The organism is Comamonas suwonensis, from assembly GCF_012844455.2.
Lineage (GTDB): Bacteria > Pseudomonadota > Gammaproteobacteria > Burkholderiales > Burkholderiaceae_C > Comamonas > Comamonas suwonensis.
In genome coordinates this window covers 25861-49156 of record NZ_JABBCQ020000019.1, presented here as the reverse complement: position 1 = coordinate 49156, position 23296 = coordinate 25861, and the positions used below count along the sequence as shown (strand labels likewise).

The window sequence follows — 23296 nt, the reverse complement described above, 5'->3', positions numbered from 1 at the left end:
ATTGACGGATGAAATGATTTGACTCAGCTGAGCCTGTACGGGTATTCCTATATCAGTCCTCGCAATGAGGCTGCTCTCACTGCATGGGCTCTTGTTTTGGCTTGCAACTTTCTATACATGTTTTTTACATGTGTCGAAACAGTGAGTGTGCTTATTTTTAAGTAGCTTGCTATTTCAGGGGAACTATACCCGCAGGCAATCAATTTTAATATTTCAATTTCTCTCTCTGAGAGCTTTTCTTCTGCAAGAAAATTTGAAGTTGGCATGCTTAATGGGTGGGTTTTTTCTAGGCGGGAAAGCATCTTTTTTGCCAGCGATGGCGTGATAGATGCACCGCCATTAGCAACTTGCAGAACCGCTTGCGAATAGTCTCCAAACCAGGAGTTCTTTAACAAGTACCCCACGGCACCTTTCTCAAAAGCCTGAAAAACTTTGTCATCACGCTCCGTCACCGACACCACAATGCTGAGCACATGGGGGCGGGTCTGGTTGACAAGATCGAGCAGCTCCAGGCCTTCTCCGTCGCCAAGGTTGAGGTCCACGATCAGCACATCGAAGTCCTGAAGCGGGATGTTCTTGCGCGCCTCCCTCAAACTGGATGCCTGTCCCACGAGCAAGGTTCGAGAGTCACCCATGAGCTCTTGGGCAATCACTCTGCGGATGTGGCTGTCATCGTCTACTACAAAGACTCGCACAGGCTGGCTTTGTTGTCCCACCATGTGCATGGGCCACATGTGCATGTTTGCAGTGTGTGCGGAGTCTCCTGTTCCACTGAAGGATGCAGGGCAAAAAGATGTTTGAACAGCCGACATGGTTCACTCCCTGCTAACAACTGGAAATTTATGAGCTGATTTGGAAAATAAATTATGAGATTTTTTAAATCTATAAAAACTGTTAATTCAATATTTTTTTTACCAAATTTACAAAAAATCACTTTAAATCTAGGTATTAATCATTGAGTATTTATAAAAACTATTGATTTATTATTTTTAGTTGAGATGTTTAATTTATCTATTGGATCATATAAGGATAAATTTTTTGTCGGACTATTGGCTAGTCTTAAAAGACCAAGAGATATTTATTTTCCGTAACGAGGGCGGTAACTTTTTTTCGATATTGGTGTGTGATGTGGATTAAATTTGATTTCTTAAAGATAAGAAATTTACATTTTTATACTTCACTGATTCAAGTGTCTAAAAATGCAAACTGCATAGCATGAAGATGCCGTCTATCAAAGGCTGTAAAGGTTTATTTGGCAGTCTTCGAAGATTGAAAAAATTTCTTTCGATCAAGGTATTCCTGATTTTTTCACCTGTGCTGAAACTGGCGCTGACCGAAAGCAAGTTTTGAAACGGAACTTAAGACATTTCAAAAGTTGCAGACGGTTTATGGGAGGTGTTGCAGTGAGATGCAACAACTCTGTTGCCTCAACTCTCTCAGTGTTCTGGGAACTGGCTAATCAAAGGGTCCATCATGAAAAAATCTCTGATTGCAATGGCTGTCGTCGCTTTGGCTGGTGTTGCATCTGCTGCTGTTAGCAGCAATAGCATTGCTGCAACGAACACGTCGTCCAGTGCCGGATCGGCTACGTCGTCAAATGCTGCGAGTGCAGGCAACGGAAGTGCCTTGAGCTTCAATAGTGCTTCTTCGGCTGCTAATGCAACCGCAGGTGCTACTGGTGGAGCAGGCAACATTGGCCATACTGCTATCGGCGGTGCAGCCGTCGGCGGTAGCGCTACAACTACAGGTTCCGTGCAAAGTCTGGCTGCAACGTCCGGAAACGGCGTAGCTGCAGGCGGCGGCGTGACCAGTGCCAATGCGCATTCAGGCGCAGCTGCCGGTTACGGCGCTAGTGCACCTGGCGGTGCCGCTGTAGTGGGTGGTGCAGCCGGTCAGGCAAATTCGCACACCAACAATGCCGCGGGTACTTATGCTGGCCCTGGTGGCGGTATTGCGGCAGTCAATAGCACGGCCGGTACGCAATCCAACTACGGCGCCACCTCGGGAGCCATTTCCGGCCCTGGCGGTGCTTGGACCAACAACACCTCCGGTGCTAGCTCGGTCGGACATGTCAACACCAGTGGCGGTGCTCTAGGTAATGCCGGCGGCTTCTCTAATGGTGGCGGTACTGGCGGTAGTGCAGGAGCCGGATCGGGTTCCTTCGCTTTCTAATAGTTATCCACCCTAGTTATGCTTGTCCCCGGGTCTTGCCGTTCAAGGCAAGACTCGGTGTCAAAGGAGAAAAAGCATGAAAGTCTCAATAGCTTTATTAAGCCTTTGTGTTCCTTTGTGTAGCGTTGCGCAGAATGCCGATAGCAGCGCGCAAAGCTCCTCTTCCTCATCTTCCGTGGGGGCCCAGCAAAATCAGTCGATTACGTTCATTACGCCTGCAGCAAGTCCGGCGGTGGAGTCTCGGTCTGCATCAACCATGGACAGTCGATCGACTCAGACCGTTGATAGTCGCTCAGACCAAAGCATTACGACATCTGGAACGACGACCCAGAACATTAACAGCACCATTGGTGGAACGTCCAAGAACATTGTGGAGTACACGGGTTCGTACACCATGAAGAATGTGCCCAGCGTCAATGGTCCAAACTTGACGACCAGCAATGACACTTGCATGGGAAGCAGCAGCGGCAGTGCCAACGGGCCTGGCTTCGGTGTGAGCTTTGGAACGACTTGGTCAGACGATCATTGCAAGCGTCTGAAAATGAGTCGCGAGCTCTGGAACAAAGGCATGAAAGCCGCATCTCTGGCCATGGATTGCATGGACCCGGCAGCGCGTGTTGCACTGGAAATCACGGGTTCGAAATGCCCTCAATCCATGACGGCGGATGAGCGCCGCAGCAACTACGGTGCAAATGCCTCTGCTGAAGGTAGCGTCGCAATGCTGCCAGAGCAGCAGACAGCTTCCAGCTCTCCGGTCAACCAAGCATCGGAATTACAGCCTGGATCCACCTCGGCGCTTTATCCTAATTGATGGGCGCTGAACAGAATTCAGGAGGCTGCTATGTATAAAGCTCTCGTTTTTGTCGCGGCAGTCGCTGGCTGCATTCCTGTATGGTCTGCAGCAGCCCCTGTCATTGCCAATATGCCACTGAGCATTCAACGCCAAATTTTTGGCAGTGGCGAGCAAAGCGGGGGGGGGGAGGAGCAGGCTCAGCCCGTAGGCAACTACGGTGTATGGCATGTGCCTCAGTACCTGCCTGGCTACCCGACTGCTGCAACTATTTGGCCTCGGGCCATCACCGTGAAGTGTAAGAACGGCAATTGTGAAGGCTATGTGATCACCCCGCAAATGGGGCCTGGTGAGTATCTGTTTTTTATTCCGGTTGAGGAGTAGATTCTGTTATCTGTCGCTATAAGGCATGATGAATGTCTGCTGCTGATACACAGCAGCAAAGCAGCTAAGGACTTCCCGCAAGCACTCAATGTTTTGCGGGATTTCTTTTTTTCGCTTCATCTTTAGAAAACTCCCAGAGCCAGCCCTGCAGCCAATGATTGGCCCAGTTCCTCGCAGCGCTGCAAGTCGGCGGAGTCAATCTGCTTGGGCGCGAGAATGGCCTTGGGCGTTTGCGCATGAGTGCAAATGATGAGGGGTTCGGCCACCGCTCTCAGATGCCAACCCGTCGCAATTCGCTCTATTTGTCTGGCGGCGTTGCGGCCGTCGCTGCCCGCACAGATCAGGCTGGCATAGGGGCGGCCCTGAATTTGATCGAGTGCACCGTAGTAGCTGCGATCAAAAAAATCCTTCATCAAGCCGCTGATAGCTGCCAGATTCTCAGGTGTGGCAAACAGATAGCCTTGGGCGCTCAGCAAGTCCTGCGCACCTGCCTGGCTTGCATGCAGCAATCGCACATCAACCGACCCTTCACGCAGGGCACCTGCACAGGCCGCCTCAGCCATCTGGCAAGTTCCGCCAGTATGAGAGTGGTAGATGATCAGTAAAGCAAGGCGCAGAGGCATGGTGAATGATCTGTTCAGAGGTTTGTATCCAGCAAATTTGCAGTGCAATAACCTACTGAAATATATTGGATCTCTGTGATTGTTGTTTTCAACAGACGATCTAGTACCGCTTTATAGAGCTCCTAAAAGTGACTAAGCGTTGAGGAATATTGACGTTTATTAATTTTCCAGACGCGCTGTGCTCTTGATTTTTTTAGCGCTTTGCACTTGATGCATCTGGTTTTACCTATGATTTGAAGCGTGTGTGACAACCTGAATGTCACATCACTCAGGGTATTCACTTGGCACAAATTTTCTTTGGTTTGTAGGAGTATTCTTACAGGCTGTGACATGACTTTGTTGTCGCAGCGGAGACCGCAAGCGCATTTCAGAGCGTGTGTGTAGCAACTTCATAACTCAGGACTCTTGTGTTTTTGGCATGTCCCCATTTGCGACACAACCGACGATAAAGGCAAGCCGACGCTGGCTGGCTCTGCTTGCATTGGCACTGGGGGTCTCTGGCGGTGTGCTGGGAGCCTGGGCTTTGCGCCATCAGCATGAATTGCGCATGGAGAAGCGGCTGCAGTTCAGTGCTGATATGGCGACGCGCTTGCTGGAGCAACGCCTGGGGGACTATGTTCAGTTGCTGGCAAGGCTGGCCGATGATCTGAGCGGCATTGAGTCGCTGAATCAGCAGATGTTTGCCCAACATGCGCATGCCCAGCTAAGCCAAAGAGGGTTGATGGGTTTGCAGGCTCTGAGCCTTACGCGCGCCTTGGGCGCGGGCAAGTATGTCGACCTTGAGAAGGATTCGCAGGCGTTTGAGGTTGCTTACGCTTGGCCAATAGTTGGCAATGAGGCCTTGGTTGGAACCAACGCGCGCCAGCCTGCTGAGGCCTTTCATTCTTTGATGACGGTCTGGCATTCACGCCAGATGTCTATGTCCGCGCCATTTCGCTTTTTGCAGCTTCCGGGTAGCCCGGATGGAGTGATTTTGCGAGTGCCTTTGCGCACCGTTTCCGATGTCCGCTCTGGTGGTGTGCAGCCATTGCCACTGATGGGGACGGTGAACGCCAGTATCAGGTTGGATGATCTGATCAGAGGCGTGGTGCCAAGCAATCTCTATCCGCAAGTCGCCATGCGCCTGCTGGATGTGAGTCCTGCCGCGTTGCCCAAAAAACCTTCTGTCTCAGGGGGAAAGGTTTTCGTGCGGAGGGTGGATACGCGTGGCCTGTCTTCACAGACGCTATTTACTGGAAAATTGTGGAAGGCGTCTGAAAGCCATCAGGAGTTTGATTTGATCAAACCGCTGGAGCGGGAGATACAGGTGAGTGACAGGGTCTGGGCTTTGCAGTTCAAGCCCGCGCTCAGCAGTCAGCACAAGTTGGAAAGAATATTGCCCTGGCTGATGCTGGCTGCCGGTGTGCTTGTTGGTCTTGCGCTGGCCGCCGGGGTTTCGGGTTGGTGGCAGAGTCGTTGGAGTTGGCGCAAGCGCATCAAAGTCAGCGCGCAGGCCCGCCAAGAGAGTGATGCCCGCTTTCATGCCATGTGCGAGCAGGCCGCCATGGGCGTCATTGAGATGGATGTTGAGACGCGTAGCGTGCTCAAGGTCAATCAGCATCTCTGCCGAATGCTGGGTTACGAAGTCCATGAGATTGATCAACGCAACGCGATGGATCTGGTCATGCCTGAAGACCAGGCCCGTTGTGCACAACTGCTGAAGGGGCTCGATCTGCAGCAGTTTCAGCACAATGCAGCAGAGTTCTGCTTGCGTGCCAAGGATGGGTCACCAGTCTGGGTAGAACTCAACGCCTTTTTGACGGGCCGGCAAGATACCAAACGTTTGCAGCTGCTGGTGAACGACATCAGCGAGCGCAAGCGGCTGGAGCAAATGGAGCGCTTGGGCCACCAACAGCTGCGCAATCTTATGCAGAGGCTGCCCGTAGGGGTCGTCATGGAAGACCTGAGCGGTCGTCTTGTGTACTGGAATGATGAATTTCTGCGACTGGCCGGCCAAGGCAGCAAAACCGGTATCACCACCTCGCAATGGTGGGAGTGCATGTTCCCCGATGCAGCAGAGCGCGAGCGCGTGGTGCAGCGCTGGGAGTTTGCCAAAGCCCAGGCCAGCCAGCTGCTCAAGGCGCAGCAGACTGTTCGGGTTGCGGATGATGGCATGGAATGGGAAGAGATCTTTACCCATTCAGCAGCCAGCATGATTGCTGCCCAGCTGCTGGTTCTGACAGGCGTGGATGGTGAGCGCCGCACCGTGGCAGTTAGTGCAGTGCTGCAAAACGATGGCTGCCTGATGGTGATGCAGGACCAGAGCCAGCGCATCGCAGCCGAGCAGGAAGTCAAGCGCCTGGCTTTCTACGATGCGCTCACCGCTCTGCCCAACCGTCGCTTGCTGGCTGACCGACTGCAGCATGCGCTGGTTATGGCGCAGCGAAAATCGCATTTCGGCGGTGTCGTGCTGCTAGATATTGATAACTTTAAGGCCTTTAACGAGACCTATGGTCTTGAGCAGGGCGACTTGCTGCTGCAGGCACTGAGCCAGCGTATTCTGGGCTTTCTGCCGCCGGGTGCCACAATCGCACGCCAGGGTGGCGATGATTTCGCATTGCTGATTGAAAATCTGGGCGGGGACTCCGTCGCCGCCGCTGCCCGGCTGGAGAAGGAAGCCAATCAATGGCTGACCCGGCTGCGTGAGCCGATGGTGACTGGGGGCGTGACGCACTCCATCACGGTGAGCATGGGCCTGAGCCTGTTTGGGGAGCAGGCGCTGACATCTGAAGAAGTACAGCGGCGCGCCGAAATGGCGATGTACCAGGCCAAGAATCTGGGCCGCAACCTTAGCTGCTTTTTTGACCCATTGCTGCAATCTGCTCTGCAAGAGCGCCGTTCCATGGAGCATGACATGCGCAGTGGGCTGGAAGCGGGAGAGTTTGAGCTTTACTACCAGCCACAGGTAGAAATGGGCAAAGTAATTGGCGCCGAAGGCCTGCTGCGTTGGAAGCACCCAGAAAGAGGCTTTGTGCCCCCGGCACAGTTCATCTCCCTGGCCGAGGAAACCGGCGTCATCCTGCCCCTGGGCGAGTGGGTGCTGCAATCAGCGTGCCAGCAACTGGCCAAGTGGGCCAGGCACCCGCGCTATGCGCAGTTGGTGCTCTCGGTCAATGTCAGCCCAAAGCAGTTTCATCAGAGCGGTTTTGTTGAGCAGGTGCTCAAGGCGCTGGCTGAGCATGGGGCCAATGCCAAGCTCCTCAAGCTGGAGCTAACCGAAGGCATGCTGCTCTCCGATATGGATGACACCATCGCCAAAATGAACCGCCTGAAGTCCTACGGCATCAGTTTCGCGCTGGACGACTTCGGTACAGGCTACTCCTCTTTGTACTACCTCAAACGTCTGCCGCTCGATCAGCTCAAGATCGACCGCAGCTTTGTGCGCGATGTGCTGACCGACCCCAATGATGCGGCCATCGCTCGTACTATCGTGGCGCTGGCCAAAAATCTGGGCTTGCATGTGATCGCCGAGGGCGTGGAGACACAGGCGCAGAGCCGTTTTCTAGAAGACATTCGCTGCTATGCCTGGCAGGGCTTTCTGATGAGCCCCCCTGTGGAGGTGCTTGAATTCCAGCGTCTGGTGACCTATGGCAATGTGCCGGGCGCACTGACACCGGCACTCAGTCCAGCGTCTTTGCGTTAAGTGGTGCTTAAGCAGAGACAATACGGTCTTTGCCCGATGAGAGATTGGTGTGCCTGAAATTAAGACCCTGCTGTTGTTTGCCTTGACTGCTGTTGCCGAAATTGTGGGCTGCTATTTGCCCTGGCTCTGGCTCAAGCAAGGCGGCAGTGCCTGGCTACTGCTGCCTGCCGCAGCCAGCCTGGTGCTGTTTGTCTGGCTGCTGACCTTGCACCCCTCGGCCTCGGGGCGCATCTATGCGGCTTATGGTGGCATTTACATCAGCACGGCATTGGTGTGGCTTTGGCTGGTGGATGGCATCAAGCCCAGCGCCTGGGACATGGGTGGGGCGGTCGTCTGCCTGCTGGGTGCAGGCCTGATTGCATTTCAGCCGCGCGGCTGAGAGTGACGGATTCAAGAGAAATACGAATAAAAACCGTCTCAAACCCCTGTCAGTCAATCACAAGCTGCTATGGTTTGTGTGTTTGCCCCAATCTTGGCTGACCATAGTGCGGGGCGCGTTATGATTCCTGCTGTTATCGGTTGCACGCAAGGCTTGGGAAAACTTAGATTTTTTCAAGATTTTTGTCTGCGCAACCGGTTTTTGCGTTTCTGCTTTTCCCCTCACAATGCCTTTACAGGCCAGCCTCTAGACCGATCCTGACACCGTGCGCCTGAATACCATCAAGCTCTCCGGCTTCAAATCCTTTGCCGAGCCCACCAATTTCGTTCTGCCCGGGCAGATGGTCGGCGTGGTGGGCCCTAACGGTTGCGGCAAGTCCAACATCATGGATGCGGTGCGCTGGGTGCTGGGCGAGAGCAAGGCCAGCGAGCTGCGTGGTGAGTCCATGCAGGACGTTATCTTCAACGGCACCACGCACCGCAAGCCATCAAGTCGCGCCAGTGTGGAATTGTCGTTCGACAACAGCGATCACCGTGCCGGCGGCCAGTGGGGACAGTTTGGCGAAATTGCCGTCAAGCGTGTTCTCACGCGTGATGGCAACAGCAGCTACTTCATCAATAACCAGCCCGTGCGTCGACGAGACGTGCAGGACGTGTTTCTGGGCACCGGGCTTGGCCCGCGCGCCTACGCCATCATTGGCCAGGGCACGATCAGCCGCATCATCGAGTCGCGCCCGGAAGAGCTGCGTCTGTTCCTCGAAGAAGCGGCTGGTGTTTCCAAATACAAGGAGCGCCGACGTGAGACGGAAAACCGCCTCTCGGCCACGACCGAGAACCTCACCCGTGTGGAAGACATTCTGCGCGAGCTCAACGCCAATCTCGACAAATTGGAAAAGCAGGCCGAAGTTGCGGCCAAATACAACGGCCTGAACGCGCAGGTCACGCTCAAGCAGCAGCAGCTGTGGTTTATGAAGCGTGCCGAAGCCGAGGGCGAGCAAGACCGCGTGCGTGTTGAAGGCCTCAAGGTCGTCAACGAGCTTGAAGAGCGCATGGCCGATATCCGCAACAACGAAAGCGGACTCGAAACCCTGCGCCAGTCGCATTACGACGCCAGCGATCAGGTCAACCAGTCGCAAAGCAAGCTCTACGAAGCCACGGCTGAAGTCGGCAAGCTGGAGGCCGAAATTCGCTACGTGGTGGAAGGCCGCCAGCGCGTGCAGCAACGTCTGCAGCAGCTGGCCGAGCAACTGCTGCTGTGGAGCAGCCGCAGCGAAGAGGCACAGGGCGAGATTGAGAACATCGAAGGCGCAGGCATGGATGCCGAGGAGCAGGCAGAAATGCTGGCCGCTCAACTCGAAGAGCAAAGCACCCGCCTGCCGGACCTGGAAGATGCACTGCGCAATGCACAAAAGGCTGACTCGGACCAGCGCGGTTCTGTCGTGCAGGTGCAGCAGCAAATTCAGGTGCTGGCCGCCGAGCAGCGCAGCCTGGATGAGCAGCGCCGCCAGTTCGAAACCCGCTACGAGCGCCTGCGCGTTGACCGCAATGCGCTGGAAACGCCTGACGAAGCGCGGCTGAGGAATTTGCAGGTGCAGCTTGCTGAAGCGCAGGAATTGGCCGAGATGGCCGATGCCGTACTCAACGAGCTGCAAGACAGCGTTCCCCAGCTGGACGAAGACCGCCGCACTCGCCAGCAAGCCGTGAATGCCGAAAGCAGCCGCCACTCCGATCTGTCTGCGCGCCTGGAAGCGCTTAAGGCGCTGCAGGAAAAAGTCAAGACCGACGGCAAGCTCCAGCCTTGGTTGGCCAAGCATGGTCTGGAAGGCATGCAGGGCCTATGGAGCCGCATCGCCATTGAGTCGGGCTGGGAAAATGCCTTGGAAGCCGCATTGCGCGAGCGCCTTGGCGCTCTGGAGGTCGGCCGCCTTGATATGGTGCGCGGCTTTTTGGGCTCGGGTGGGCAAGATGCGCCGCCAGCCCGCCTGGCTTTCTTCAGCACCGCACAAGCGGCGGGAGCATCGTCCACGGCCCGTTTTGCCCGTCTGAGCGACCTGCTCAAGATCAACGATGCCGGTCTGCGCGCCGTGCTGGTGGACTGGCTCTCGGATTGCTACACGGCTCCCTCGCTTGATGAAGCGATGGCCAAGCGTGCTGAGTTGCAGGCCGGTGAAACCATTTATGTGCCGACGGGCCACGCTGTGACTGCGCACAGCGTCACGTTTTACGCGCAGGACTCCGAGCAATCGGGCCTTCTGGCGCGTGCGCAGGAAATTGAGCATCTCGAAAAAGAAGTTCGTGCCCAGGTACTGATTGCAGACGAGTCGCGCTCGGCACTGGTGCGGGCCGAAAGCGCCTATGCCGATGCCTCGCAGCGTCTGATCGCCGCACGCCGCGAAGCCACTGAGTCGCAAGGCCGTGCGCATGAGCTGCAGGTTGAGACTCTGCGCCTGTCGCAACTGGCCGAGCAAGCCCGTGCGCGCAATGCCCAAATCTCTGCGGATCTGTCCGAGGTCGAGGCTCAGCTCTCCGATATCGAAGAGCGAAAGATCTCTGCTGAAGGCCGCTTTGAAGAGCTGGACATGCAGCTGGCCGATAGCCAGGAGCGCCACGCCCAGCTGGGCGACCGCGTGCTTGACGCCGAGCGCCGCCTGAACGAGTCACGCGAGCAACTGCGCACGCTGGAGCGCCAAGCCCAGGAAGCGACCTTCTCGCAGCGCACTTTGCATGCCCGCCGAGGCGAGCTGTCGCGCACCATTGAAACGGCCAGTCAGCAAGCCAAGTCGCTGGCCGAAGAGCAGCAGCGTGCACAAGACGAGTTGACGCGCCTGACCGATGCCGCTGCGCAAGGTGGTTTGCAGGATGCGCTGGACCTGAAGATGCAGCGCGAAAAAGATGTGGCCCAGCGCCGCAGCGAATACGAAGACCTGACCAACAAGCTGCGCGCCAGTGATGAGCGTCGCCAGAGCCTTGAAAAAGCGCTGGACCCTCTGCGTCAGCGCATTACCGAATTTCAGCTCAAGGAACAGGCCGCGCGCCTCGGTCTCGAGCAGTACAGCAATCTGCTGACCGAAGCCAATGCCGATCTGGCCGCCGTCTCACAGTCCATTGCCGAGGGCAATGTGCGCATGCACGGCCTGCAGGGCGAAATTGATCGCCTGCACCGCGAAATTGCCGCACTGGGCGCGGTCAATCTGGCCGCGCTCGATGAGCTGACGCTGGCCCGCGAGCGCAAGACCTTCCTCGATGCGCAGATGGACGACTTGACGCGGGCCATGGAGACGCTGGAAGACGCCATTCGCAAGATTGACGCCGAAACGCGTGATCTGCTGACCGGCACGTTTGACATCGTCAATCAGCACTTTGGCCGCATGTTCCCCGAACTGTTTGGTGGTGGTCAGGCCAAGCTGGTGATTACCGGCGATGAAATTCTGGATGCCGGCGTGCAGGTGATTGCCCAGCCGCCCGGCAAGAAGAACCAGACGATTCATCTGCTCTCTGGCGGGGAGAAGGCGCTCACGGCGATCGCGTTGGTGTTCGCCATTTTTCAGCTCAATCCCGCGCCTTTCTGTTTGCTCGATGAGGTGGACGCGCCGCTGGACGATGCCAATACCGAACGCTATGCCAAGCTGGTTCACAGCATGAGCAAGAGCACGCAGTTTCTGTTCATCAGCCATAACAAGATTGCCATGGAAATGGCGGAGCAGTTGATCGGTGTGACCATGCAGGAACAGGGCGTTTCACGAATTGTTGCAGTGGACATGGAGTCCGCACTGTCCATGGCTGAGCTATCCTGAGCTTGGTTGCCACTTTATTGAAGAACTGTTTTTTCACATGAGTAATTTGCAAATCAGTCTGGCTGTTCTGGGTGTGGTGCTCTTGGCTCTGATCGTTGCCTACAACTCCTGGTCTGCACGCCGCAATGCGCCCAAGCGCGCAGAACCCGTCGAGGAAAGCTCCGATCCGCAGCGCCATGAGCCCGGCATGAATACGGTCGGCCACGGCTCCGACCTGACCAAGTACCAGAGCGAGCCTGTGCTGGGTGACTTTGGTCAGGCCATTCCCGGCACCGACCCCGTACAGATGCCCGAGTCTGGTGGCCGTTTTGCCGAGGCCGATGCGGAACTGGCCCGCCTTGTGGCCCGCGAAGCGCATGAAGAAGCACAGCGCCAGGAGGCTCTGGCTCAAGATGCGTCTGCTGTGAATGAGCCAGAAGGCGAAGTCACCGCCCAGCGAACTGATGCTGCGATTGCCGCCGTCACGACTCAGGCCGCTCCTGCGCCCAAACCACTTAAGGCCGATCCTGTGGAGCCGGTGCTGACCGCTGAGACTTTGTCCGTTTCCATCCCGCCAGCATCGTCGGTAGAGCGCCGTGGTCATCTCGATGAGTTGATCGACGCGATTACCCCCGTCACCGTGGCGCAGATGGTGCCCGGTGAGGTGGCGCTGCAGGCCCAGCCCAGCACACGCCGTGCGGGCAACAAGCCGTTTGCCATTGAAGGCATGAACCAGGACAGCAGGCAGTGGGAGCCGTTGCAGGCCGGTCAGCGTTATCTGGGCTTTCAGGCCGGTGTGCAGCTGGCCAACCGCACAGGCTCGCTCAATGAGATTGAATTCTCGGAATTTGTCACCAAGATTCAGCGCTTTGCCGATGCACTGGGTGCGATGGTCGATGTGCCTAACATGCTCAACGAAGTCTCTCGCGGCCGTGAACTGGACCAGTTCGCCAGCGAGCACGACGCGCAGCTGAGCTTCATGCTGCGCGCCCGTCAGGCCTCGTGGAGCGCTGGCTATGTGCAGCAAAACGCTCAGCGCCTGGGCTTTGTCACCACGCCCATGCCTGGCCGCATGCTGCTGGCTTCCCCCATTCATGGTCTGCCGCCCGTGCTGGTACTCAGCTACGACCCGCAGGCCGCCATGGGGGATGACCTTGATCAGTCCGTGGTGCGTGAATTTTTGCTGAGCCTTGATGTCGCCCAGGTGCCGCGCGGCCAGCAGCCCTTTGTGCGACTGCGCCAGGTGGCCGAGCAGCTGTGCCAGACCATGGATGGCGTACTTTGCGACCAGAATGGCTATCTGCTGCCCGTGTCCGCGCTGGACCCGATTCAGCATGATCTGGAGCTGCTCTACGACAAGCTCGATAGCCGTGAACTGTCGGCGGGATCGCTGCTCGCCAGAAGGCTCTTTAGCTAAATAACAAAGGCCAACAATGTTGGCCTTTTTCATCTCAGACCTTGAATTGCAGCGGGATGCGTATGACCGAGAATTTAGACCTTTTTTCCGCTGAACCTCAGGATTCAAAAGCGCAGGCAGCTACGAAAACAGGTATTCCTGAAAGCGTGCTCGCTAAGGTGGCGCAGCTGCGTGCCCAGCTTAACCAGTGGGCGCATGAATACTATGTGCAGGATGCGCCCACGGTGCCTGATGGCGAGTACGACCGCGTCTATCAGCAGTTGCAGGCGCTGGAAGGTGCTTATCCGGAACTCATTACCCCTGACTCGCCCACACAGCGCGTGATTGGTGCTGTGCTTGATGGGCTGGCCCCTGTGCGCCATGCGGTCCCCATGCTCAGCATTCAGACCGAAACCGATAACGAGGCCACAGGCGCCATCGCTTTCGACCAGCGTGTGCGCAAAGAGCTGGAGCTGACAGAGGCCGACCCTACTGTGGAATATGTGGCCGAGCCCAAGTTCGATGGTCTGGCCATGAACCTGCGCTATGAAAACGGTGTGCTGGTGCAGGCCACCACGCGTGGCGACGGCGAGGTGGGCGAGGATGTGACCCACAACATTCGCACCATTCGCCAGATTCCGCTGCGCCTGCCCGCTGACCAGAATGTGCCGCCCGTGGTGGAAGTGCGCGGCGAGGTACATATGGCCAAGGCTGATCTGGACAGGCTCAACGAGCGCCAGCAGGTTGCCGGGGCCAAGACCTTTGCCAACCCGCGCAATGCAGCGGCAGGATCGGTACGCCAGCTGGACTCGAAGATTGCTGCGCAGCGCCCGCTCTCGTTCTTTGCCTATGGCCTGGGTCAGATCACCCCTCCCGAGCAGGGCGGCCCGGACTTTGGCACCCATTACGCCATGCTGCAGACGCTTAAATCATGGGGTTTTCCGGTCGCACCTCAGGTCTGTATTGCGGTTGGTGCTTCTGAATTGGTAGCATTTCACCAGCGCATCGGTGCCGAACGCGCTAATTTGCCCTATGAGATCGATGGCGTGGTCTACAAGGTCAACAGCCTGGCCTTGCAGCGTCAGCTGGGCTTTAAGTCGCGCGAGCCGCGCTGGGCTGTGGCCCACAAATATCCGGCGCAAGAGATGCCTACGCTGATGGAAGCCATCGACGTGCAGGTGGGTCGCACCGGCAAGCTCACCCCCGTGGCGCGGCTGTCACCTGTGCAGGTCGGCGGAGTGGTGGTGACCAATGCCACGCTGTCTAACCTGTTCGACATCCGTAAAAAAGGCGTGCGCGTGGGCGATATGGTCATCGTGCGCCGTGCCGGAGATGTGATTCCCGAGGTGGCAGGCAGGGTGCCTGGTGTTCGTCCGGTTTACGTACCCAACTTTCGCATGCCTAAGACTTGCCCCATCTGTGGTAGCGAGGTGGTGCGTGAAAAAGGCGAGGCAAACCATCGTTGCACGGGCGGCCTTTTCTGCGCTGCGCAGCGCAAAGAGGCCATCCTGCACTTTGCTCACCGCCGCGCCATGGACATTGAAGGCCTGGGGGGCAAGCTGGTCGATCAGCTCGTCGATGCACAGGTGGTGCGCGTGCTGCCTGACCTTTACAAGCTGGGGCTGACGTCGCTGGCGGCGCTCGACCGCATGGCGGTCAAATCGGCCCAGAATGTGCTTGATGCGCTGGAGAAATCCAAGCGCACGACGCTGCAACGTTTTCTGTTTGGCTTGGGGATTCGCAATGTGGGTGAGTCCACCGCCAAAGACTTGGCCAAGCATTTCGGTACGCTGGACGCCATCATGGACGCCAGCGAAGAAGCGCTGCTGCAAGTCAAGGACGTGGGACCTGTGGTGGCCAACAGCATTCACACCTTTTTTGCCCAGCCGCATAACCGCGAGGTGGTGGAGCAACTGCGCGCCTGCGGCGTGAACTGGGAAGAGGGCGCGCCTGCTGAAAAAGCGCCGCAGATTCTGGCAGGCCTGACCGTGGTGCTGACCGGCACCTTGCCCACACTGGGCCGCGACACGGCCAAAGATATGCTGGAAGCGGCAGGAGCCAAAGTCTCTGGCTCGGTCAGCAAAAAGACGAGTTATGTGGTGGCCGGTGCCGAGGCGGGCGGCAAGCTGGCCAAGGCCGAAGAGCTGGGCGTGCCCGTGCTGGACGAGGCAGGCTTGCTGGCGCTGCTGGCAGGCGAGAAGCCTGTGTCATCTTGAAAAGCGCTGAGTGCGGTAGAAAGCAAGCATGAACAAATTGCGACGCAAACCGGTTGTGGGTCTGGCATTGGGCAGTGGCTCGGCCCGTGGCTGGGCGCATTTTGGAGTGCTACATGCGCTGCGCGAGGCAGGAATCAGCCCCGACATCATTTGCGGCACATCCATAGGCTCGCTGGTCGGCGCAACCTATGCAGCGGGCGAGATGGATGCGTTTGAGAGCTGGGTCCTGGGTCTTGGCAAGCGCAAGGTGTTCGGCTTCATGGACTTCAACCTGGGCGGTGGTCTGCTCAAGGGCGAGAAGATCATCGATTTCTGGCGCGAGAACTTTGTGCAGGAAACCATGGAAGAGCTGGGCGCTCCGTTTGGCTGCGTAGCCACCGACCTGCAGACGGGTGCCGAGGTCTGGTTGCGCAAGGGCTCGATTGCCGAGGCAGTGCGCGCCTCCATCGCGCTGCCCGGCTTGTTTACGCCCTCCACACACGACGGGCGTTTGCTGGTCGATGGCGGGCTGGTCAACCCTGTGCCTGTGTCGCTGGCGCGGGCCATGGGGGCCGACATTGTGATTGCTGTTGACCTGAATGCAGACATCATGCGCAAGCACATGAAGCCCGTGGACATGAGCGAGACCGATCTAAAGATTCATGCCCGTGAGGTCAGGGCGTCTCAGATGCCGCTTGACGAAGACGATGAGCCGCCGCTGCCGCTTGGACAAATTCCCGAGGCACTGGCTGCCCATGCCTCCCCCGTGGGCTGGTCGGGCAAGTGGAAGCGGAGTATGACCAGCGTGAAGACCATGTCGTCGTCAGTCATGCGCATGGGGCGCAAGGACGAAGGCGGTGAGGAGGAAGACGATTCACCGAGCATTCCCTCGCTGCTCAATGTGGTGATGGCCAGCGTCAACATCATGCAGATGCGCATTACGCGCAGCCGTATGGCGGGCGACCCGGCCGAAGTGCTGATTGCGCCGCGCCTCTCGCATGTCGGGCTGATGGATTTTCACCGTGGGCGCGAGTCCATCGACGAAGGCTATGCGGCGACGCAACTGGTGCTGCCTGCGCTCAAGGGCTGGGGGCTGTAGAGAAGCAGATAAGGCATGGGCAGTTCAGGGTTGATGCCTTGCGACCCGCTCAGCCCTGGCTTCAAAGTAGAGGCGTTAGCTGTGGATATAGGTCCAGCCCGCTTGCTGCATGCGGGCAATGGCTTCCACGGCACCCATGGGCAGTACCTGAATGTTCTGGGGTGCAGTGATGCCGTTGTTTTTCAGTGTGTTGGGGCACAGCAGCACATGCGCCAGGGCGGGGCCCATGTCATCGGGCTGGTCGAGCACGGCTTGCACGGCCTGGGCGTTGACCACGATCCAGACCTGCAGCGCAGGGTGGGCTGTCGTCAAATTCTTGAAGTTGCCGCGAGCACGCGCCAGCGCTTGCGGCGTGGGGGCATGCAGCACCACGCGGGTGTCGGGGTGCAGGGCAGGAAGCAGGGAATTCCAGTCAGGTTGGCTCATGGTATGCAGTCAGAGTTTGCTACTGGGATGATAGCTTCTAGCTCTTTTTGAATATGGGCTACAGGCTATTTTGGCTCTTAGGGTGCGGCTGTGCCCATCACACTGTTCAGCAGCCCTGGGGGCATGCCGGTGCGCGTCTGTACCAGACCCTGTGCGTTTTTCCAGATGGTTGCAGGTGTGGCGCGCAGGCCCATGCTGTTCATGAGCGAGACATTGTTGGCCAGCGCATCACGGGCAGACAGGGGAATGCGCTGCAGGGGCGCGATCCCCAGTGTGTCGGGGGTTTTGCCGCTGGCGTCGGCATAGGCCAGAGCATGGCTGGCCAGCGCTTGCTCGGGGGCTTTCGCTGCCAGAATGGCGGCGGCCTTGCCCTGGCTGCTGGGGCGCAATATGCCCACCAGAATATGGCGCAGCTGCAACTGGCCCGCTTGCACCAGAGGCCGCGCATCGCGCCACAGCTGGTTGCAATAGGGGCAGTTGGGATCGGTGAAGACATAGGCAATCTGTGGTGCATCGGGCTTACCGTCGCCAATCCAGTGCGTGCCTTCCAGGTCGCTCCACAGCTGCTGGCCCATGGGCTTTTGCACGGCGCTCTGCAACGTCTTGGCGTTGACGTCTTTGCCCTGCGCATCAATGACAGTGCCAATCACCCAGTGCTTGCCGTCGGGCAGGCGGTAGATGGGGATGGGCTGCTGGTCGCGGTAGGCGGCCCATGCCTTGAGGCCACCGGCCGATGGCATGGGGCCGGCAATGGTCAGGCCTTGCTCGGCCAGAAAGTGCGCCGAAGGCAGCTCACCCGAGGTGCTGGTGATCTCTGGTTTGTCGCTCGTTTTCGTCGAGGCGACGGAGTCGTGCGCAAAGGCCACAGCGACCACCGTGGCCGCTGCGGCTGCGGCGATAGAGAGCAGCAGGGGCGATGACTGGCGAAGCTTGGACGGGAAGCGGGGCAACTGGCGGGGCACGATCAAAATCTCCGTTTTTAGTTATGGCTTATCAGGGCTGTATTCGCGGGCCTGAGTCGCGGGTCTTAGTGCTCGCTGGCGCTATGCCCCGTAGATGCTCGGCAAGGCTGGCGCGAGATAGCTCGCCCATGCGCATGCCTTGGAGCTGCCCGCTTGCATCATAAAAATAGGTCGATGGCAGGCCGCGCTGCTGCCAGTGCTGGCTGGCGAGCTGCTGCGGGTCCAGCAGCACCTGGGATGCTGGCAAGGGCATGGTCTGCAAGTAGCGCATGACTTTGGCAGCGTCTTCGCCCTGATTGATCCAGACAAAGCGCACGCCGGGGTGTTCTTTCTGGGCCTGCGCCATCACCGGCATCTCGCGCTTGCAGGGCGGGCACCAGCTGGCCCAGAGGTTGATGACCAGCGGCTGGCCTTTGTAACTACTCAGGTCCACCGTCTGCGCGGCAGCATTCACAAAAGGCGTGCGCGGTAAGGGCATGTTTTGAGTGGCAGGCCAGGTGCGCATTGCGTAACCAGCTATCAAGATCAGAGTGCCCACCGCCAGCGCCTGCAAGCTGCCGCGGCGCAAAGCGGCTTGTTGGCGGCTGCGCCACAGCGTCCAGAATAGGGCGGCAAGCACGCCGGCCCAGAGATTCCAGCCGCCATCGCGGATATCGAACATGCGCAGCAGGCCGCTCAGGTGATCGGCCGTGCTTTCACTCCCGTACTCGGGCCACCACTGCGCCACATAGGTCAGGCGTGCGCCCAGCAATCCGGCAATCGTGGCCTGTAGCAGGGCTGATTCCACCGGCTGGCCGCTGCGCAGTTGCAGGCGTCTGGCCCACCACTGACTGGCAAACAGGGCGATAAAAACAATCAGCGCCATGGTGGGCAGGGCGATTGGGCCTAGCAGCACGCTAGGGGGCAGAGCCAGCCAATGTGCGGCGGATTGAGGCGGGGCGCTGGCTGGTGCCGCGTTTTCGGGCTCTGTATCCAAGTTCAAGCGCAGTTGCTGCGTAGTCACGCTGGCCTGCTGCGCCGGGTAGCACACGCCAATCTCCGCGCAGCCCTGCCATTGCAGTTGCAGCGGCCATTGCTCTGCTCGGGTGGGCAGGGCGACCTGCACTGCGAGCTGCTGGTGAAACACCTGTACCGTGCCAAAAAAGGCATCTGTCAGTGTTTTGCCTTGCGGAATTTCGGCCTTCAGGCTCTGGCCCTGGGCATCGCTGATGCGAATCTGATCGCGGTAGAGGTAGTAGCCGGGCGCAATCTGCCAGTGGAGGGTGAGCTGCTTTTCTTCTGGCTTATCTTCGGTTTTGATAGCGCTGAGCGCAGGTGGCAAAAGGATGAACGCCTGCTCCGCACTCAAAACATCACCCTGCGTGCTGTCTGCCTGGCTGTTGAGGCTGGGAAGGCCCAAAGGCTGAGCCCACGCACCGGCCCCGCTCAACAACAGAGCTGAGAGCAGGGCGGTGGAGGCAAAAAGACGTGGGCGCATGGGCGGGTGAACATTCGAAGGCGGAGTGAGTCAGCCGTCAATCTTGGGCGCAAGGGATTAAGTCGCGGTTAACGCTGGGAAAACCTAAATCTGCGATGCTGATCACTTTTGACGAATAGGCACGTAACTTGCGCTTACTCACCTCAAGAGGTGCTGCTAGCCAGAGTTTCGTGGTGACGACGATGCATGTGCTGTTAGTAGAAGATAACGCTTTGGTCGCCAGCGGGGTCAAGGCTGGCCTGCAGTTACAGGGCTTTGGTGTCGATGTGGTGGGCTGCGCCAGTCAGGCGGATGCGGCCATCAAATCATCGCACTTTGATGTGTGCGTGCTGGACCTGGGTCTGCCTGATGAGGACGGCCTGCACCTGCTGGCGCGCTGGCGCAGTCAGGGCGTTGAGCTGCCGGTGCTGGTCCTGACCGCACGCGACGCGGTGGGGCAGCGCATTGAAGGCCTGCAAACGGGCGCAGACGATTATTTGGTCAAACCCTTTGATCTTCATGAACTGGCTGCACGCCTGCATGCGCTGTTGCGTCGTGCGGCAGGCCGGTCTGTGGACTGGATTGTGCTGGGCGATGTCAAGGTGGATCTGGCCGCCGGCCAGGCTTTGCGTGACGGGCAGGCGGTTGATTTGTCGCGCCGAGAATGGGCTTTGCTACGGGCGCTGCTGCAGTCGCCGGGCCGCGTGCTCAATCTGGAACAGCTGCGGGACAGCCTCTATGGTTACAGCCTTGATGTGGAGAGCAATGCCGTGAATGTGCATGTGCACCATCTGCGGCGCAAGCTGGGTACAGATATTGTGGAGACGGTGCGCGGTGTGGGCTTTCGCCTGGGGCGCATTCAAGGCGGCAACTGATGCGTAGTTTGCGGGTTCGACTGCTGGTATGGCTGTGTCTGGCGCTGTGTACGCTCTGGGGCGGTGTCGCCACCTGGATGTTTACCGGCATGCGCCATGAGTTGCGCTCGGTGCTGGATGACCGGCTGATTGCATCGGCCCGCATGGTGGCGGGCATCGTCCATCAGTTCAAGCCGCAAAACGCCAGTCCTGAAGACTGGGGGCCCATGCTTAACGTGGTCGCGCGTGATGGCGTGGCCTGTGAAGTTAGCATGATTCGCAGTGAAGTGCATACAGCACCTGCATCAGAAGCTAGCAATTCTGAAGCATTTGCTGCGGAAGCAGGTACTGAAAGACCTGCGACGTTGATCCCGGCGTCTCCGCTGGAGGTGCCGCGCAGTCATGTGGGGGCTCAGGCGGGAGACAGGGCCGGAGATAAGGTGCCGCCCGTGCACATGCCGGAAGCGGCTGAGCCCGATGATTCGCAGGTTCTGGCCCGAACGGCCGGTGCTCCCAGCTTTCAGGCTCCGCTGCCGTTGGGCTTTTCCACCGTCATCAAAGGAGGGCGCCCATGGCGCACCTATGTGCTGGAAGATCACGGCGTGCGCATTGCCACGGCTGACCGCATTGATGTGCGCGAGGGGCTGATCTACGGCTTTGCCTACACCATCATCCTGCCCTTTTTGCTGGCGCTGCTGGCCAGCATGGTGCTGATGTGGTGGGGGGTGACCCGGGGTCTGCGGCCACTGGAGTCGCTGCGCCAAGAACTCAGCCAGCGCCCGCCTAGCGATGACTCTCCGGTGGCGCAGGGCCGCCAGGTCAAAGAACTGGCGCCGCTGGTGCAGACCATTAATCATTTGCTGCAGCGTGTGCACAGCGCGCTGGAGCGGGAGCGCCGCTGGACGGATGATGCGGCCCATGAACTGCGCACGCCGCTGACGGCGGTGAAGACCCATGTGCAAGTCGCACAGATGGCCGTGGCCAGCGTGGGCGCACAGAAAATGGTTTCGACTTCTGATGCGGCGGCTGTGCCTGCCGCGCAGACCATGCAATGGCAGATGACCCACGATGCGCTGGAGCAGGCCGGTGAAGGCGTGGTGCATTTGCAGCACACGCTGGAGCAGTTGCTGCTGCTGGCGCGACTTGATGGGCAACCGGCTGGTGACGAGGGCGATGAAGGCGATGGCACACGCCCCATGGTCTGCGGCTCTGAGCCCGCCTGCGCCTGGGATGCATTGGAAAAAGCCTGGGGGCTGGCCGCTACGGCGATTCCCTCGGGTCAGCAACGTCTGCGCTGGCTGCCAGGGCAGGCGCAGGGCGATGCTCGGCTGGAGGATTTGCGGGTGGTTGTGCCACAGCCCCTGCTGATTTCTGCACTGCGCAATCTGATCGAAAATGCCTTGCGCTATGGGCAGGTGGCGGGGCAGGATCCGTCGGATTTCCCCGTGTCGCTGGGTATGCGCTATCTCAAGCATCTCAAGCGTTCTTTCAAGCAACTGCCGGTAGATGCTGGTGGCTTAGCGGATGGAACTTTGCCAAGGCCTGAGCGCATTGCGGGATATGTGGAATTCACCGTGCTTGATCAAGGGCCGGGTTTGAACCACGAGGATTGCGCCGTCGCCACGCAGCGCTTCTGGCGCAAGCAGCACCAAGCGCATGGCAGCGGGCTGGGGTTGGCCATTGTTCAGCGGATTGCCCAGAGCAGCGGTGGCGTACTGGAGCTGCTGCCACTGGCACAGTGGCTTGAGCAGGGCGATGCGAGCGATTGGGCTTCTGCAGCGCCTCCTACAGGGCTGGTGGTGCGTCTTTACTTGCCGGTCATGGCTTGCAGCGCAGGGGCTGATAAGGGTATGGATACTCTCTGAGCCCGGATTTGTAGCCGATTGTTCCAGGCATTAATTGGCTCTTAAGGAACCTCTGCATAAGTCCCCAACGCATGTGCTTGCACATGCGTGCCGGGTGCGGCAGCATCCCGGCCTATGCAGCAATTTGATCTTGGCCTGAACCTTTCCACCAAAAAAACACGCAAACGCGAATTCCTGGAGCAGATGCAGCAGGTCGTGCCGTGGAAGGATCTTGTGGCATTGATTGCTCCTTACGCCCCGGAAGGTCGCAAAGGACGGCCTCCGTTTCCTGTTGAGATGCTGCTACGCATTCACTTCATGCAGCAGTGGTTCAACCTCGGCGATCCAGCGATGGAAGAAGCACTGCATGACATGCCCTTGTTTCGGGAATTCGCTAGCCTGTCATGGGGCAGTGCCACGCCTGATGAGAGCACTATCCTGCGGTTTCGTCATCTATTGGAAAGACACAAACTGGCCGAGCAAATTCTGAAGACGGTCACGGACTTGCTGGAGCGTAAAAAGCTGCTGCTTCGCACGGGAACCATTGTGGATGCGACGCTGATTGCAGCGCCCAGTTCAACCAAAAACAGCACCAAATCTCGTGATCCTGAAATGCACCAGGCCAAGAAGGGCAATCAGTGGTACTTCGGCATGAAGGCCCATATTGGCGTGGATGCTGATTCTGGTCTGGTGCACACAGTGCGAGGCACATCGGCCAACGTCAGTGATGTCGTTGAAGCCAACAGCCTGCTGCATGGAAAAGAGATTGATGGCTATGGTGATGCAGGCTACCAAGGTGCAGACAAACGCCCCGACATGCCGACGCCAGAACCTGAGCGAAAATTCCAATGGCATATCGCCATGAAGCGCAGCCAGCGCAAGGCTCTAGACCTTCAGCACCCGGTATCGGCCATGCAAGAGCAGCTTGAGCAGGTGAAGTCCAAAATCCGGGCCAAGGTCGAACACCCATTCAGAGTCATCAAGCGTCAGTTTGGCCACGTCAAAGTTCGCTACCGAGGCTTGAGAAAGAACACACAGCAATTGCATACCCTGTTTGCCTTGGCGAACTTGTGGATGGCCCGTGGCCGTTTGCTAGTGAACAGCCAACCCAAGCCTGTTGTGGGTGCGTAAAAAGCAAGATGCCCGCGAAACGCGGGCATCTTGAGTGTCAGAGGCAAGCAAACATCACACTCGTTCAAGCACTATCACGCTTGAAATCGAGTTTTGCAGAGTTTCCTTAATCTTATATAAGTATCTTCGAG

Annotated in this window: 17 protein-coding genes; 12 read left to right on the top strand and 5 right to left on the bottom strand. The window is 58.1% G+C overall.

The features are described from left to right. Positions 1 to 47: 47 nt before the first annotated feature. A complete protein-coding gene (locus HF327_RS18645) occupies positions 48 to 812 on the bottom strand; it encodes a response regulator (protein WP_236024282.1) in 765 nt (254 codons plus the stop codon). A gap of 661 nt (positions 813 to 1473) precedes the next feature. On the opposite strand from HF327_RS18645, the gene HF327_RS18640 reads away from it, so the two are divergent. The 3 genes from HF327_RS18640 (at position 1474) to HF327_RS18630 (ending at position 3346) form a co-directional block, all read left to right on the top strand. Continuing rightward, positions 1474 to 2172, top strand: coding sequence for a hypothetical protein (locus HF327_RS18640; RefSeq protein ID WP_198461812.1), 699 nt, complete (start codon positions 1474 to 1476; stop codon positions 2170 to 2172). A 256-nt stretch (positions 2173 to 2428) separates the two neighbouring features. Next, positions 2429 to 2983 carry a hypothetical protein gene (locus HF327_RS18635; RefSeq protein WP_236024281.1) on the top strand — a complete coding sequence of 185 codons (555 nt, stop codon included), beginning with the start codon at positions 2429 to 2431 and terminating at the stop codon, positions 2981 to 2983. Positions 2984 to 3013: 30 nt separating this feature from the next. Then, positions 3014 to 3346 carry a hypothetical protein gene (locus HF327_RS18630; RefSeq protein ID WP_198461810.1) on the top strand — a complete coding sequence of 111 codons (333 nt, stop codon included), beginning with the start codon at positions 3014 to 3016 and terminating at the stop codon, positions 3344 to 3346. A gap of 122 nt (positions 3347 to 3468) precedes the next feature. On the opposite strand, the gene HF327_RS18625 is transcribed toward HF327_RS18630, so the two are convergent. After that, positions 3469 to 3969: a flavodoxin family protein gene (locus HF327_RS18625; protein ID WP_198461809.1), complete on the bottom strand. Its 501-nt coding sequence runs from the start codon at positions 3967 to 3969 to the stop codon at positions 3469 to 3471. A 547-nt stretch (positions 3970 to 4516) separates the two neighbouring features. On the opposite strand from HF327_RS18625, the gene HF327_RS18620 reads away from it, so the two are divergent. The 6 genes from HF327_RS18620 to HF327_RS18595 all read left to right on the top strand — a co-directional run bounded on the left by HF327_RS18620 (position 4517) and on the right by HF327_RS18595 (position 16492). Continuing rightward, on the top strand, positions 4517 to 7651 hold the full coding sequence (locus HF327_RS18620; protein WP_198461849.1) for a bifunctional diguanylate cyclase/phosphodiesterase: 3135 nt from the start codon (positions 4517 to 4519) through the stop codon (positions 7649 to 7651). Between the two features lie 49 nt (positions 7652 to 7700). Beyond that, on the top strand, positions 7701 to 8030 hold the full coding sequence (locus HF327_RS18615) for a YnfA family protein (protein ID WP_198461808.1): 330 nt from the start codon (positions 7701 to 7703) through the stop codon (positions 8028 to 8030). A gap of 265 nt (positions 8031 to 8295) precedes the next feature. Then, complete coding sequence (smc, locus tag HF327_RS18610; protein ID WP_198461807.1) at positions 8296 to 11823, top strand: chromosome segregation protein SMC; 3528 nt, start codon at positions 8296 to 8298, stop codon at positions 11821 to 11823. Positions 11824 to 11860: 37 nt separating this feature from the next. Further along, positions 11861 to 13219 (top strand): cell division protein FtsZ, encoded by a 1359-nt coding sequence (locus HF327_RS18605; RefSeq protein ID WP_198461806.1) that lies wholly within the window; start codon positions 11861 to 11863, stop codon positions 13217 to 13219. A 62-nt stretch (positions 13220 to 13281) separates the two neighbouring features. Continuing rightward, positions 13282 to 15414, top strand: coding sequence for an NAD-dependent DNA ligase LigA (gene ligA / locus HF327_RS18600; RefSeq protein ID WP_198461805.1), 2133 nt, complete (start codon positions 13282 to 13284; stop codon positions 15412 to 15414). 28 nt (positions 15415 to 15442) lie between these two features. Further along, positions 15443 to 16492, top strand: a complete 1050-nt coding sequence (locus tag HF327_RS18595) for a patatin-like phospholipase family protein (protein WP_198461804.1) — start codon at positions 15443 to 15445, stop codon at positions 16490 to 16492. A 75-nt stretch (positions 16493 to 16567) separates the two neighbouring features. On the opposite strand, the gene HF327_RS18590 is transcribed toward HF327_RS18595, so the two are convergent. The 3 genes from HF327_RS18590 to HF327_RS18580 form a co-directional block, all read right to left on the bottom strand. Beyond that, the gene (locus HF327_RS18590; protein ID WP_198461803.1) at positions 16568 to 16918 is read right to left on the bottom strand and encodes a DsrE family protein; all 351 of its coding nucleotides are present in this window, start codon (positions 16916 to 16918) and stop codon (positions 16568 to 16570) included. A gap of 77 nt (positions 16919 to 16995) precedes the next feature. Next, positions 16996 to 17880, bottom strand: coding sequence for a thiol:disulfide interchange protein DsbG (gene dsbG / locus HF327_RS18585; RefSeq protein WP_328701911.1), 885 nt, complete (start codon positions 17878 to 17880; stop codon positions 16996 to 16998). A gap of 31 nt (positions 17881 to 17911) precedes the next feature. Further along, positions 17912 to 19357, bottom strand: coding sequence for a prolipoprotein diacylglyceryl transferase family protein (locus tag HF327_RS18580; RefSeq protein WP_198461802.1), 1446 nt, complete (start codon positions 19355 to 19357; stop codon positions 17912 to 17914). 182 nt (positions 19358 to 19539) lie between these two features. Between HF327_RS18580 and HF327_RS18575 the strand changes: the two genes are divergently transcribed. From HF327_RS18575 to HF327_RS18565, 3 genes are all read left to right on the top strand, one after another. Beyond that, complete coding sequence (locus HF327_RS18575) at positions 19540 to 20211, top strand: response regulator (RefSeq protein WP_198461846.1); 672 nt, start codon at positions 19540 to 19542, stop codon at positions 20209 to 20211. Further along, a complete protein-coding gene (locus HF327_RS18570; protein ID WP_198461801.1) occupies positions 20211 to 22055 on the top strand; it encodes an ATP-binding protein in 1845 nt (614 codons plus the stop codon). Before HF327_RS18575 ends, HF327_RS18570 begins: the two co-directional genes overlap by 1 nt. Positions 22056 to 22169: 114 nt before the next feature. Continuing rightward, positions 22170 to 23165 carry an IS5 family transposase gene (locus HF327_RS18565; protein WP_198461800.1) on the top strand — a complete coding sequence of 332 codons (996 nt, stop codon included), beginning with the start codon at positions 22170 to 22172 and terminating at the stop codon, positions 23163 to 23165. Positions 23166 to 23296 lie beyond the last annotated feature (131 nt).

Excerpts from the sequence above, each read along its gene's own strand:
- HF327_RS18645 (WP_236024282.1), bottom strand. The coding sequence starts at position 812 with ATGTCGGCTGTTCAAACATCTTTTTGCCCTGCATCCTTCAGTGGAACA.
- HF327_RS18640 (WP_198461812.1), top strand. The coding sequence starts at position 1,474 with ATGAAAAAATCTCTGATTGCAATGGCTGTCGTCGCTTTGGCTGGTGTT.
- HF327_RS18635 (WP_236024281.1), top strand. The coding sequence starts at position 2,429 with ATGGACAGTCGATCGACTCAGACCGTTGATAGTCGCTCAGACCAAAGC.
- HF327_RS18630 (WP_198461810.1), top strand. The coding sequence starts at position 3,014 with ATGTATAAAGCTCTCGTTTTTGTCGCGGCAGTCGCTGGCTGCATTCCT.
- HF327_RS18625 (WP_198461809.1), bottom strand. The coding sequence starts at position 3,969 with ATGCCTCTGCGCCTTGCTTTACTGATCATCTACCACTCTCATACTGGC.
- HF327_RS18620 (WP_198461849.1), top strand. The coding sequence starts at position 4,517 with ATGGAGAAGCGGCTGCAGTTCAGTGCTGATATGGCGACGCGCTTGCTG.
- HF327_RS18605 (WP_198461806.1), top strand. The coding sequence starts at position 11,861 with ATGAGTAATTTGCAAATCAGTCTGGCTGTTCTGGGTGTGGTGCTCTTG.
- ligA (WP_198461805.1), top strand. The coding sequence starts at position 13,282 with ATGACCGAGAATTTAGACCTTTTTTCCGCTGAACCTCAGGATTCAAAA.
- HF327_RS18595 (WP_198461804.1), top strand. The coding sequence starts at position 15,443 with ATGAACAAATTGCGACGCAAACCGGTTGTGGGTCTGGCATTGGGCAGT.
- HF327_RS18590 (WP_198461803.1), bottom strand. The coding sequence starts at position 16,918 with ATGAGCCAACCTGACTGGAATTCCCTGCTTCCTGCCCTGCACCCCGAC.
- HF327_RS18580 (WP_198461802.1), bottom strand. The coding sequence starts at position 19,357 with ATGCGCCCACGTCTTTTTGCCTCCACCGCCCTGCTCTCAGCTCTGTTG.
- HF327_RS18575 (WP_198461846.1), top strand. The coding sequence starts at position 19,540 with ATGCATGTGCTGTTAGTAGAAGATAACGCTTTGGTCGCCAGCGGGGTC.
- HF327_RS18570 (WP_198461801.1), top strand. The coding sequence starts at position 20,211 with ATGCGTAGTTTGCGGGTTCGACTGCTGGTATGGCTGTGTCTGGCGCTG.
- HF327_RS18565 (WP_198461800.1), top strand. The coding sequence starts at position 22,170 with ATGCAGCAATTTGATCTTGGCCTGAACCTTTCCACCAAAAAAACACGC.